3 protein-coding genes and 2 pseudogenes are annotated in these 13532 nt (G+C 73.7%); all 5 read right to left on the bottom strand.

Annotated elements, in window-relative coordinates; genetic code table 11:
- Positions 1-638: 638 nt before the first annotated feature.
- Positions 639-836: pseudogene (locus tag D7231_RS33330) on the bottom strand (hypothetical protein); the annotation flags it as partial.
- 394 nt (positions 837-1230) lie between these two features.
- Positions 1231-1524: pseudogene (locus D7231_RS38635) on the bottom strand (AfsR/SARP family transcriptional regulator); the annotation flags it as partial.
- 407 nt (positions 1525-1931) lie between these two features.
- Positions 1932-4886 carry an AfsR/SARP family transcriptional regulator gene (locus D7231_RS33320; RefSeq protein ID WP_120759890.1) on the bottom strand — a complete coding sequence of 985 codons (2955 nt, stop codon included), beginning with the start codon at positions 4884-4886 and terminating at the stop codon, positions 1932-1934.
- Positions 4887-5189: 303 nt separating this feature from the next.
- Positions 5190-6407 (bottom strand): MFS transporter, encoded by a 1218-nt coding sequence (locus D7231_RS33315; protein WP_120759894.1) that lies wholly within the window; start codon positions 6405-6407, stop codon positions 5190-5192.
- An 8-nt stretch (positions 6408-6415) separates the two neighbouring features.
- A complete protein-coding gene (locus D7231_RS33310) occupies positions 6416-13495 on the bottom strand; it encodes an amino acid adenylation domain-containing protein (protein ID WP_120759887.1) in 7080 nt (2359 codons plus the stop codon).
- Positions 13496-13532 lie beyond the last annotated feature (37 nt).

Genomic DNA, 13532 nt, shown 5'->3' with positions numbered 1-13532 from the left:
CCAGCCGCTGGAACTGCCGTGGGCGAAGCCCGGTGAACACCTCGACGAACTCACGACGCTGAGCGGAGACCACCTGCACGACCAGACCAACGCAGACCAACCAACACGGTTACGAGAAGATCTTTAGCTGGCCACCATGCCCGAGCTCGGCGGCCGCACCGTCCAGCCGGACGAAGTCGTCGACGTCCCCGAACGCCGGTTAGATCTGCCAGCCCAGCATGACCAGCACCGACTGCCTCGGCAAAGCCGTCGACCAGGCCATGACCCATCGACGAGACCAGATCCGAGGATCAGCAAACAACTTCACCCAAGCTGCTTAGACGCATCCCCGAGCGGGACGAAGCTGTCCAAGCTGCCGACGCCGGGACGACTGCATACCTGGAGGACGTGATCGAGTGGCCGCCACTGAAGACGGGTTATCAGTCGTCGGTTCGCCAGTCGTCGGAGCACCGGGCGTAGGAGCATCAGGGATTCTTGTTAGTAACCAGAACAAGTACTCATAGAGAAGATCCCCCTCCCCCCCGTAGCTTGCGCTGCGCCTGGTGATCCCTGCTCGCGCAGTAAGGGCTTCAGGCGCCCCGCTCCCGGGTTGGCATGCGCTCGGTGATCCCGGGGGGCGGTGGGGCTGTGATCGACTCCTACGGGGCCGCCGGCGGCCTCTGGCGGACTGCGGAGAGGATCGCCTCCGCGCCCTGGTCGAGGAGCTCCTCGGCGACCCGACGGCCGAGCTTCTCGGGGTCGCGCAATGAGCCGGAGGCGTTGGCGGTGACGTGTCGGCTGCCGTCCACGGCGGAAACCTGGGCGGAGAGGGTCAGGGTGCCGTCGCGGTGGGCTTTGCTGTACGCCCCAGAGGAACGTGTCGAGGGGCAGGTGCTCGCTTATGGCGTTGCTGAGGCCGAGGCGGTTCAGGCCGGTGAGCCGGGAGCGGCTGGTGAGCAGCACCGCGCTGCCGGGCGCGCCGGGCAGCAGGTCGCGCACCTGGGCCAGGTCGCGGGCGTTGTCCAGCAGGACGAGCACCTGCCGGGTGGCGAGCACGGAGCACAGCCGGTCGGCCCCGTCGTTCCGGCCCGTGAAGTCGGCGGTGTCCTGGGGCAGCTGCGCCGGTCCGTGGGGCCGGGCCGGAACCCGGAGCCCTGTCGAGTCGCCCGTCTGCCGCCCGGGTCCGGCGGTGAGGATCTTCTCCTGGAGCCGGTCCAGGCCGGGACCCGGGCGGGTGCCCAGCTCCTCGGCGAGCGCGCGGCGGACGTGCGTGTAGACGTCGAGTGCGTCCACCTGCCGTCCGGCTTGGTGCAGCGCTGTCATCAGCAGCTCGTGGACCCGCTCGCGCCACGGGTGTTCGGCGGCCAGCGCGCGCAGCGGACCGAGCGCGTTGTCGTGCCCGCCCAGCACGATCTCGGCCTCCCAGCGGGCCTCGGAGGCCGCCAGGCGCAGTTCCTCCAGCCGGGTGCGCTGGGCCTCGGCGTACGGACCGGGCACGCCGGCGGGCGGCTTGCCGCGCCACAGGTCCAGCGCGGAGACGAGCAGTGACCGTGCCCGTTCGGGCCGGCCGGGGGCTCGTCGCCTCAGACCGCGGCGATCAGTTCCCGGGCGGACACGGGGGTGCGGGCCCGTAGCAGCAGGACCGCGAGCACCGCCTGCAGCGGGGGGGCGCCGACGGGCATCTCGGCCGACCCGTCGTGCACGCGAAGGGGACCGAGAACAGTGAACCGGTGGCTTGCGGTTCGCCCGGATTCGCCGCCGGAGGAGTGGCCGGGAGAGGCGGTGGGGGGCATGGGGTGTCTCCGTATGGCGTGAGGGCCGTTTGACGTGAGGCTGTTGGCGAAAGGACCGTTCGGCGAGAGGTCGGAGGAGGGGCGGATCGCCCGTGACACCGGCTCCGCCGTGACCGGTCCGGCAGGCGGTTCGGCACGGAGCAGAGCAGGCCGCTCTCGTCAGGGGCCCGGTGCCGGTTCAGCCCCGGGACGGGGCCCGGGCTCGTCGCCGAGCAGGGCGAGGAGGTCGTCGGCCTCCGGCATGCCCAGGCGGGCGCAGATCTCGTGCGCGGTGCGCCGGTGCGCGCGGGCGCCGTCGTGGTCCCCGATGCGGCCGAGGGCGGAGCCGAGCGCGGCCAGGGCGTGGGCGCGGCCCCGGTCGTTCCTGACCTCCTCCAGCGTCGCGACCGCGGTCCGGGCCAGCCGGGCGGCCTCCTCGGCGCGGCCGGTGGCGAGCCGGTTCTCCGCGAGCCGGGAGAGGGTGAGCCCTTCCCACAGCCGGTTGCGGCGGGCACCGAAGAAGGCCAGCGCCTCGGTGAGGCGTGCGGTGGACTCGGTGGTCCGCCCGGCGGCGCCGAGGACGACGCCCAGTTCGTACAGTGCGAACCCCACCCGGCGTCCGTCGCCCAGACCTTGATGGAGCACCAGGGCCTCCTCCGCGTCCGCGACCGCCGGAGCCGTCTCGCCCGCCGCCTGGCGCACCCGGCAGCGCGCGCCGAGGGCGTTCGCCTCGCCGAGCCCGTCGGCGTGCGCCCGGAAGACCGCCAAGGCCTCGGTGAGGAGGGCGTGGGTCTCGTCGTGGTGGCGCAGGTGGTACAAGCAGCGGGCCAGCAGCACCAGGGCGTCGGCCATGACAAGCGCGTCGCCGGCCGCACGGCTCGCCGCCACCGCCTGGCGGTAGACCACGACCAGTTCGCGGAGGCGGGCCGCGTAGTAGTGGCCGTGGCCGAGGGCCAGGTAGGCACGGCCCGCGCTGCGCCGGTCGCCCAGGCGGAGCGCCGCAGCGACCACCTCCTCGGCCGCCTGCTCGAACTCCGGCCCGGGGCGCCCGCGTTCCAGCAGCTCCTCCGTCATGAGCAGCAGGTCGGCTGCCGGGCCGAGGGCGCCGTCGGGGGCCTTGGCCGCCTGGCGCACCGCCGCGAACAGGCACGGCGCTTCCTCGGCCATCCAGGCGCCGGCGTCCTCGGCCGTGGCGAACGACAGCCCGGGGACCGTCGCGGTCATCCCCAGGCGTTCGGCCCTGTCGAGGGCGCCAGGGTACGAGGCCCGCACCGTGGACACCAGGAACTCCAGCAGGCGGCGCAAGGAGGCGGCCCGCCCCTCCGGGGACTCCTCCGCGCTCGCACGTCCCCGCGCGTAGAGGCGCAGCAGGTCGTGGTAGCGGTAGCGGCCGGGGGCGGGGGACTCCAGCAGGCTGACGTCGACCAGGGACTCGCACAGCGCCTCGGCCTCCGGCTCCGGCAGGCCGAGGACGGCGGCCGCGGCGGCGGACGAGACGTGCGGGCCGTCGGGCAGGGCGAGCAGCCGGAAGGCGCGCTGCTGGGCCGGCCGGAGCCGGGCGTGGCCGAGCGCGAAGGCGGCCTCGACGGCCAGGTCGGCGACGCGGAGTTGCGCCAGGCGGTGCCGCTCGTCCGCGAGCCGGCCGTACAGCGCGCCGAGCGGCCACGCGGGGCGCGTGGCCAGCCGGGCCGCCACGATCCGTACGGCCAGCGGCAGGTGGCCGCAGGCCGACACCAGCCGGGCGGCGTCGTCCGCCTCGGCGGCGACGCGGGCGGGGCCCATGACCTTGCCCAGGAGTTCGAGTGCCTCGCCCGGGGTCATGACGTCGAGGTCGACCAGGCGCGCGGACGCCGGCCCCGCGGGCTTGGCGCGGCTGGTGACCAGGACGGCGCACGAGGGCGGCCCGGGCAGGAAGGGCCGTACCTGTTCGGGGCCGTGGGCGTTGTCGAGGAGGATGAGCACCCGGCGCCCGTCCAGCCGGGTGCGGAACAGCGCGGAGCGTTCCGCCGGGCACTCGGGTATCGCGGCGTCGTCCACGCCCAGCGCCCGCAGGAACGAGCCCAGCACGGTGGCCGGGTCGGCCGGGTGGCCGCCGGCGCCCTGGAGGTCCGCGTAGAGCTGTCCGTGCGGGAAGGACTCCCGCACCCGGTGCGCGATGTGCACGGCTAGGGCGCTCTTGCCCACCCCGCCGGCTCCGGAGACCGCCACCGTGGGGGCGGCCCCGGGGCGGTCGGACGTCAGCAGCGCACACAGGTCCGCCACGAGCGCGGCGCGGCCGGTGAAGTCGGCGAGGTCGCCGGGGAGCTGAGCGGGCAGCAGCGGCGCGACCGGGGCCGGGAGCCCGGTGCCGCCGGATGTGTCCGGCGCCGTGAGCAGGTCCCGTGCCTCGGCGAGGTCGCGGCCGGGTTCGAGCCCGAGCTCCTCGCTCAGCCGCAGTCGGGCCTCCTCGTAGACGGCGAGCGCTTCGGCGGACCGGCCGTCACGGTGCAGCACCTTCATCTGGAGGGCGCGCAGCCGTTCGCGCAGGGGATGGTGCGCGGCCAGGACGGCGAGCTCAGCGAGGACCGACCGCGGGCCGTCCAGTTCCAGGTCGAGCTCCAGACGGGCTTCGAGGGCCGTCAGGCGCTGGTCGGCGAGCCGGGCGCGGTGCGCGTCCATGGCTGCGCCGGGGATCCCGGGCAGCGGGGCGTCCTGCCAGGGCTCCAGCGCGAGGCGCAGCCGGGCACGGGCCTCCGCGAGCTGTCCGGCCCTCCGGGCCCGGCCCGCCGAGGCGACGTGGTCCTCGAACCGGGCGAGGTCCACGGCCTCGCGCGGCACGTGCAGCGCGTAGCCGTCGGGGACGGATACCAGGACCCGGGGGGACTCGCCCGCGGCCCGCTCCGGCTCCAGGAGCTTGCGCAGCCGCGAGGCGTACGTCCGCAGGGCCCCCACGGCGCGGGGTGGTGGGTTCTCGCCCCACAGGGCGTCCACGACGTCGGCCATCGAGGCGGCGCGCTCCCGGCGCAGCAGCAGCACCGCGAGGAACGCCTGCTGCTGCGGGGAGCCGAGCTTCAGTTCCTCGTCGCCGCGCCACGCACGCAGCCGACCGAGCAGCGCGAACCGCAGCCCGGTGTCCCCGGTGACCCCGGTGACCATCTTCCGCCCCACCCCATTGACGTCTTCAGACGCGCATGCTGTACAGCGGGCCGGCCCCGTCTTCCCTCCGGGCACTCGGCACGTCGTCCCCCGGCGTGCGCTGACCTGGATCCTACCTTTGGGCAATCCGTCCGTCAGAGCTCGTACAGAGCTCTGACACGATCATGACCGGTGCTTGTTGGAGGCGCTTCCAGGGTGTGGGGTTTTCGTCCGCGCTCCGGAGGGAGACGCTGGTGGACGCACAAGGTCCCGTTCGGGTGCCGCAGCACCCGGACGGGACCTGATCGCCTCGGCGAGAGCGTTTCACCCCACCGGCAGCTCCTTGCGGTTGCGGACCGGGCCGGGGAGGAGGAGCAGGGCACACAGGGCGTTGCCCGTGTAAAGGACCCACAGGGCGTCGCGGTCGCTGAGGGCGGTGGCGAGGGCGCCGCCCAGGAGGCTGCCGACCGGGACCGTTCCGTACATGACGAAGCGGATGCTGGAGCTGATCCGGCCGAGCATCCCGGGCGGGCAGTAGGCCTGCCGGAAGCTGACGATGATCACGTTTCCGGCGACGATGCTCGCGCTGAGGCAGAAGTCCCCGACGAGGAAGGCCACCAGCCCGGCGCCGTCGGTGGTGAGCGGGATCAGCAGCCCGAACGGTCCGCCGCAGAAGGCACACAGCAGCACGGCCCGGGCGGTGCCGAACGTGCGGGCCAGCAGCGGCGAGACCAGGGCCCCCAGCGCCCCGCCGAGGCCGACGAGGGCGATCAGCACACCGATGGTCCCGCTGTCGACGCCGACCGTGCGGCTCAGGAACACGATCGCGAGCGCCTGGGTGCCCGCGAGGAAGAGGTTCATGCCGGCGTCGCACAGCAGGATCGTCCGCAGGAAGGGGTCCCGGACCAGGAAGGCGAGTCCTTCGCGGATCTCCGGGCCGAGGGCGGGGGTCCTGCGCCGCTCACCGCCCGGCGGGCCCTCCTGCGCCCGGATCCGGGTCAGCAGGAGCACCGACGCGAGGAAGCTCAGCCCGTCCGCGAGGAAGCCGAAGACCGCTCCCCCGGCCTGGACGAGCGCGCCACCCGCGCTCGGCGCGACGACATCGGCTGCCGATGCGCTGGTTTCGAGCTTGGCGTTGCCGTCCGCGAGGTCCTCGCGCGGCAGCAGGGCGGGAACGTAGGCGCTGTAGGCCGCGCGGAAGAAGACGTCGGCGGTGCCGGACAGGGCGGCCACCAGGAGCAGTTGGCCGGCCGATAGGGCGTCCAGCCAGGCAGCCGCCGCCACGGAGAGGAGCAGCACCCCCGAGACGGCGTTGCACACGATCATCACCGGGCGGCGACGCATGCGGTCGACCCAGGCCCCGGCGGGCAGGCCGATCAGCAGCCAGGGCAGCCATGCGGCGGCGTTCAGCACGCTCATGGTCATCGAGCTCGCATGCAGCGTGCCCACGGCGATGAGCGGCAGCATCACGCGCGTCGCCGCACTGCCGGCCTGGCTGATCGACTCCCCCGCCCACAGCAGCCGGAAGTCACGGTGCCGCAAGGAGCCCTTCACCGGGCCGGCCCGTCCCGGAGGACCGCGCCGATCCGCGCGAGCGGCTGCTCCGCCATCATGTCGCCGTGGGCGCAGGCGAGGTCGTGCCGGTCGATGCGACCCGTCACGTAGGGCCGCCACGACTCGGGGCCGTCGGCGTCGGCGTCCGCGTCGAGTGCCGCGGTGAAGAAGGCGACGTCGCCGTGGAAGCGGCCGGGACGGTGGTGGTTCGCGAGCGTGACGTGGTGGACGAACGCCTCGCCGACGGCCGCGATCATATCCGTCCCGAGGCCGGCCAGCGGCCCGTCCGGGGCACCGGCCAGCCGGGCGAACTCGGCTTCGTCGATCGGGGTGTCCGCCACCGCGCAGCCCAGGGAGGCGAGGAGTTCGGCCAGCGCGTTCCCCTGGGGGCATTCCTCCGCGCCGTCCCCGGCGGGGTAGCCGTCGAGCATCACCAGTTCGGCGACCTCTGCTCCCCGTGACTGGAGGTGGACCGCCACGGCGTGCGCGACGACCGCGCCGAACGACCAGCCGAGGAGGTGGTACGGGCCGGCCGGCTGGACGGTACGGATCAGGTCGGCGTAGTCCTCCGCCATGGCCTCGACGCTCGCGGGCCGGGCGGCCGGGTCGCGCAACGCCCGTGCCTGGAGGGCGTACACCGGCCGGTCGGGGCCGAGGTGCCCGGGCAGTCCCGAGTACACCCAGCCGATCCCGGCGCCGGGGTGCACGCAGAACAGCGGGGGCCTCGCGCCGCCGGCCCGGAGGGGGACCAGGGGCGTGAGCGAGTCGTGCGTGCCGTCCGCCGCGAGCCGCGCGGCCAGCCCGGCCGCGGTGGGCGCACGGAAGAGGTCCAGGATGCCGAGCCCGTCCCCGAGTACGGTGCGGGCGCGGGAGATCAGCCGGCTCGCGAGGAGCGAGTGTCCGCCGAGGGCGAAGAAGTTGTCGTCGACGCCGACTTCGGGCAGGCCCAGGACCTCGGCGAACAGACCCGTCAGCGTCGCTTCCTCGGGGGTGCGGGGCGCGCGGGAGCCCGCTCCCGCCGCGTGGCCGGGGCGGGGCAGCGCGGCCCGGTCCAGCTTGCCGTTCGGTGTCAGCGGAAAGGCTTCCAGGACGGAGAACGCCGACGGCACCATGTGCTCCGGCAGCAGCGACGCCAGCTCACGGCGCAGGGCGGCCGCCTCGGGCGTGCGGCCGGTCGCGGGCACGACGTGGGCGACGAGCCGCTTGCCGCCGGGGCCGTCCTCGCGGACGCTCACCGCGGCCCCGGCCACGTCCGGGATCCGGGCCAGGGCCGCCTCGATCTCACCCGGTTCGATGCGGAAGCCCCGGATCTTCACCTGCTCGTCCGCCCGGCCGAGGAACTCCACGGCGCCGTCGCGGTCCCACCGCACCAGATCGCCCGTGCGGTACATCCGCTCCCCCGCCGCGAACGGGCACGCCACGAACCGCTCCGCCGTCAGAGCCGGCCGGTTCAGGTAGCCGCGGGCCAGCCCCGCGCCGGCGATGTACAGCTCGCCCGCGACGCCGGGCGGTACGGGTCGCAGCGCCGCGTCCAGGACGTACACCTGTGTGTTGGCGACCGGGCGGCCCACCAGGGGGCGGGTGCTGTCCGCCAGGTCCCACCACAGGGCGTAGACCGTGCACTCGGTCGGACCGTAGAAGTTGAAGGAGAGCATGTCGTCCACCTGCCGCAGCCGCTGCCACAGGGCGGAGCCGGCGGCCTCGCCACCGATCCGGAACACCCGAGGGGGACAGTCCGTCAGGCCCTCCTCGACGAGCGCTTCGGCGTGGGTGGGCGTGAGAGCGACGACGTCGATCCGGGCATCGGCGATGCGGCGCACCAGGGCGCCCACGTCGCGGCGGACGTCCTCGCCGATGACGTGCAGCTCATGGCCGGCGACCATCCACAGCAGCTCGTCCCAGACGGCGTCGAAGGACGGCGAGGCCATCAGGGCCACGCGCATGGGCCGGGCCCCGTGCCTCTCCTCGGCACGGGTGATGACGCCGGCGCGGTGCTGGGCGAAGAGGTTGCGCAGCCCGGCGTGGTCGGTGACGACGCCCTTGGGCCGGCCGGTGGAGCCGGAGGTGTAAATGACGTACGCGGCGTTGCCGGGCCGCACCTCGCACCCGAGATCACCCGCGGACTCGGTGGCAGTGGCGGGGGCATCGGCCAGCAGCCGAGGAGTGTCGCCGAGCGGCAGCCGGTCCGCCGTCACCGTGTCCGTGACGACGAGCACAGGGGCGGCGTCCTCCAGCAGCAGGGCGATGCGTTCCGCCGGGTAGCCCGTGTCGACGGGCAGGCAGGCGGCGCCGGACTTGAGGACGGCGAGCAGCGCCACCACCGACTCCTCGGACCTGGGCAGCGCCACCGCCACCACCCGCTCGGGCCCCGCCCCGGCCCGTACCATGCGGCGGGCCAGCCGGTTCGCCCTGGCGTTGAGCTCACTAAAGGTCAGCGCCGAGTCCTCGTGCACCACAGCCGTGGCCTGCGGTGTGCGCGCCGCCTGGGCCTCGAACAGCTCCGGCAGAGTCGCGCGGGGTGCGGGCAGCCCGGTGTCGTTCCACTGCACCAGCATCCGGTCACGCTCCTCGGGCGACAGCGGATCCGCCGCACTCACCGGCCGGGCCGGGTCGGCGGCGAGTGCGCCCAGGACCCGTGCGAGGGCCGCGGCGATGTCGGCCGCCGTCCGCGGGTCGAAGAGGTCCGCCGCGAAGTGGAGGGAACCGCTGATCCCGGCCGGGCTGTCTTCGGCGTCCCGCAGCTCCTGGACGTCGATGGTCAGGTCGAACTGCGCCACGTCGAAGCCGAACGGCTCGTCGCGGACGTCGAGGCCGGTGAGGGACAGGGTGTCGTCGGTGGTCTTCTGGAGCTGGAACATGACTTGGAAGAGGGGGTGGCGGGCGAGGGAGCGGTCGGGGTTGAGGGCCTCCACGACGCGTTCGAAGGGCACGTCCTGGTGCTCGTACGCCGCCAGATCCGCCTCCCGGACGCGGGACAGCAGGTCGGTGAAACTCGGGTCGCCGGAGACATCCGTCCGCAACACCAGAGTGTTGACGAAGAAACCCACCAGACCGTCCAGAGCCTCATCCGCACGACCGGCGACCGGTGTGCCGATCGGAAGGTCCGTACCCGCCCCCAGACGCGACAACAACACCGCCAGACCCGCCTGAAGCACCATGAACAAGGTGCAGCCGCTCGTCCGCGCCAGCTCCGACAGCCGGGCATGCAGCGCGGCATCCAGCTCCACCGGAACCGAACCACCCGTATAGCCGGCCACCGCCGGACGCGGCCGGTCGAAAGGAAGGGCCAGCTCGGCAGGGGTGCCGGCGAGGTGCTTCCGCCAGAAGTCCAGTTGCTGGGACGCGACACTGTCCGGGTCGTCCTCCGTCCCCAGCAGTTCCCGCTGCCAGAGGGTGTAGTCCGCGTACTGCACCGGCAGCGGCTCCCACGCCGGAGCCCTCCCCTGCGTGCGGTCCTCGTACGCCTGCGCCAGGTCGCGGAAGAGCGGTCCCCACGACCAGCCGTCGAGCGCGATGTGGTGGACCACCAGGGCCAGTACGTGCTCGTCCTCGCCCAGCGTGAAGAGCGTCGCCCGCACCGGCGGCCGCCGGGCGAGATCGAACTCCTCCGCCACCAGACGCTCCAGAGCCTCGCCCGGACCGGCGGGCCCGCAGTCGACGACATCCAGCTCCACGGCGGCGGCTTCCGCCGCAAGCACCTGCTGGCAGGGCTCACCCTCCACTTCGGGGAACACCGTGCGCAGGGCCTCGTGACGACCGGTGACATCCGTCAGGGCGGCGGCGAGGGCGCCCCGGTCCAGCGGTCCGCGCAGCCGCAGGGCGAACGGGCAGTTGTAGTTGACCCCCTGCCCCGTACGGCTCAGGAACCACAGGCGCCGCTGAGCGAACGACAGCGGCAGCACAGCCGGACGGTCCACGGCCCGCAGCGGCGGCCGGGCCGGGCCGAAGCGATCCAGACCGGCCGCCAGGCCCGCGACGGTCGGGGTCCGGAAGAGGTCGCGGATCCCGAGCTCCACGCCGAGGTCGGTCCGGGCGCGGGAGATCAGCCGGGTCGCGAGGAGCGAGTGTCCGCCGAGGTCGAAGAAGTTGTCCTCGACGCCGACTTCGGGCAGGCCCAGGGCCTCGGCGAACAGGCTCGCCAGAATGTCCTCGCGCGGCGTGCGCGGTGCTCGGGAGCCCGCCCCCGCCGCGTAGTCAGGGCGCGGCAGCGCCTTGCGGTCCAGCTTCCCGTTCGGTGTCACCGGGAACGAGTCCAGCACCATGAACGCCGACGGCACCATGTGGTCGGGCAGCGTCGCCGCCAGCTCCCGGCGCAGTCCGGCGGCCTCGACCGTGCGGCCGGCCACCGGCACGACGTACGCCACCAGCCGCTTCCCGACGGGGCCGTCCTCGCGGACCGTCACCGCGGCCTGTGCCACGCCCGGCAGCCCGGCCAGTGCCGTCTCGATCTCACCCGGCTCCACACGGAACCCACGGATCTTCACCTGGTCATCGGCACGCCCGAGGAACTCCAGGGCGCCGTCGCGCCTCCGGCGGACGAGGTCGCCCGTACGGTACATCCGCTCCCCCACCGCGAACGGGCAGGCCACGAACCGCTCCGCCGTCAGGGCGGGCCGGCCCAGGTAGCCGCGGGCCAGGCTCACGCCCACGATGTACAGCTCGCCCGCGACGCCCGGCGCCACGGGCCGCAGCATGCGGTCGAGGACGTAGACCCGGGTGTTGTCGAGGGGCAGGCCGACTAGGGGGCGTTCGCTGCGGGCGGCGTCCCACCACAGGGCGTCGACCGAGCACTCGGTCGGACCGTAGAGGTTGTAGCAGAGCATGCCGTCGGCTTCCCGGACCCGCGTCCACAGGGTGGCTCCGGCGGCCTCACCTCCGAGCAGGAACACCTTGGGGCGGTGCCGGGGGTCGGCCAGCAGGCCCTCCTCGACGAGCTGATCCGCGTAGGTCGGCGTGACGTCGAGCACCTCGATGCCGGCGTCGGCGACGTGGCGGGTCATGGCACCCGCGTCGCGGCGGATGTCGTCGCCGATGAGGTGGAGTTCGTGCCCGGCGACCATCCAGAGCAGCCCTTCCCACGACGTGTCGAAGGACAGCGAGGCCGTGAGCGCCACCCGCAGGGGCCGGGGCCCGTGGGTCTCCTCGGCACGGGCGATGACGCCGGCGCGGTGGTGGGCGTAGAGGTTGCGCAGCCCGCCGTGGTCGGTGACGACGCCCTTGGGCCGGCCGGTGGAGCCGGAGGTGTGGATGACGTACGCGGCGTTGCCGGGCCGCACCTCGCGCCCGGGGTTGCCGTGCGGGAACCGGGCTGTCACCGGGTCGTCGACCAGTACCCGGTGGGTGCCGTCCGCCGCCGGCAGAGTGCCGGCGGTGGCGGAGTCGGTGACGACGAGCGCGGGGGCCGCGTCCTCCAGCAGGAGGGCGATGCGCTCGGCCGGGTACTCCAGGTCGACGGGGACGAACGCGGCACCGGCCTTGAGCACCGCGAGCAGTGCCACCACCGACTCCTCGGATCTGGGCAGCGCCAGTGCCACGATGCTCTCGGGCCCCGCGCCGCGCTCGGCCAGGGCGTGGGCCAGGCGGTTGGCTCGGGTGTTGAGCTCGGCAAAGGTCAGTACGGTGTCGCCGTGCACCACCGCCGTCGCGTCCGGTGTCCGCGCGGCCCGGTCCTCGAACAGCTGCGGGAGCATCGCCTCAGGGGCGGGCCGGGCGGTGTCGTTCCAGCCGATCAGCACCCGCTCGCGGTCCTCGTCGGACATCGGCTCCGCCTCGCCCACCGGGCGGGAGGGGTCGGCCGCCAGCTGCCGCAGCACCCGGGTGAGGCTCGCGGCCATGCTGCCGGCGGTCTCCGGGTCGAAGAGGTCTGTCGCGTACTCGAGCCAGCCGCTGATCCCGGCCGGCCTGTCTTCGCTGTCCCGCCGTTCCTGGAAGTCGGCGGTCAGGTCGAATTTGGCGATGTCCCAGCCGACCGGCTGCTCCTCGGTTGCGACGCCGGGCAGGCTCAGGGCCGTACCGGAGCCGTTCTCCAGCGTCATCATGACCTGGAAGAGGGGGTGGCGGGCGAGGGAGCGGTCAGGGTTAAGGGCCTCCACGACGCGTTCGAAGGGCACGTCCTGGTGCTCGTACGCCGCCAGATCCGCCTCCCGTACCCGGGACAGCAGGTCGGTGAAACTCGGGTCGCCGGAGACATCCGTCCGCAACACCAGAGTGTTGACGAAGAAACCCACCAGACCGTCCAGAGCCTCATCCGCACGACCGGCGACCGGTGTGCCGATCGGAAGATCCGTACCCGCCCCCAGACGCGACAACAACACCGCCAGACCCGCCTGAAGCACCATGAACAACGTGCAACCGTTCGACTGTGCGAGGTCCGCCAAGCGGGCGTGCAGGACCGCATCCAGTTCCACCGGGACCGAGCCGCCCGCATAACCGGCCACTGCCGGACGCGGCCGGTCGAAGGGGAGGGAGAGCTCGGCGGGGATGCCGGCCAGTTCTTCCTGCCAGAAGCGGAGCTGCTGGGCGAGCGGGCTGTCCGGGTCGTCCTCCGCGCCGAGCAGTTCGCGCTGCCACAGGGTGTAGTCGACGTAGCGGACGGGCAGCGGCTCCCACAGCGGGGCGGTGCCGGTGCAGCGTGCTGCGTACGCGTGCGAGAGGTCGCCCAGCAGGGGCGCCCACGACCAGCCGTCGCAGGCGATGTGGTGGACGACGAGGGAGAGCACGTGCTCGTCGGGCGCGAGGGCGAAGAGCTCGGCACGTACGGGCAGCTCGACGGTGAGGTCGAAGACGTGGCCCGCGGCCTCTGCGAGGGCGTCGGGCAGTTGGTCTTCGGTGGTTGCCACGGTCGTCAGCCGGGGGTGCCGGTCGAGGACGTGCTGCACGGGCTCGCCGTCGGATGCGGGGAAGACCGTCCGCAGCAGTTCGTGGCGGCCGGCGATGTCCTCCAGCGCGGCGGCGAGGGCCGCTCGGTCCAGGGGGCCGCGCAGGCGGACCGCCAGCGGGCAGTTGTAGGCGGCGCCCGTCTCGGCCATGCGGTTGAGGAACCACAGCCGGCGCTGGGCGAAGGAAACGGGGAACAAGAGATCTCCTTGGGAAGCGCGCACTCGGCGGAGCAGC

The sequence above is a fragment of the Streptomyces klenkii genome (assembly GCF_003626645.1).
Lineage (GTDB): Bacteria > Actinomycetota > Actinomycetes > Streptomycetales > Streptomycetaceae > Streptomyces > Streptomyces klenkii.
Note: the sequence above shows the minus strand (reverse complement) of the source record. Positions and strands in the feature narration are given on the sequence as shown.

Excerpts from the sequence above, each read along its gene's own strand:
- D7231_RS33320 (WP_120759890.1), bottom strand. The coding sequence starts at position 4,886 with ATGGTCACCGGGGTCACCGGGGACACCGGGCTGCGGTTCGCGCTGCTC.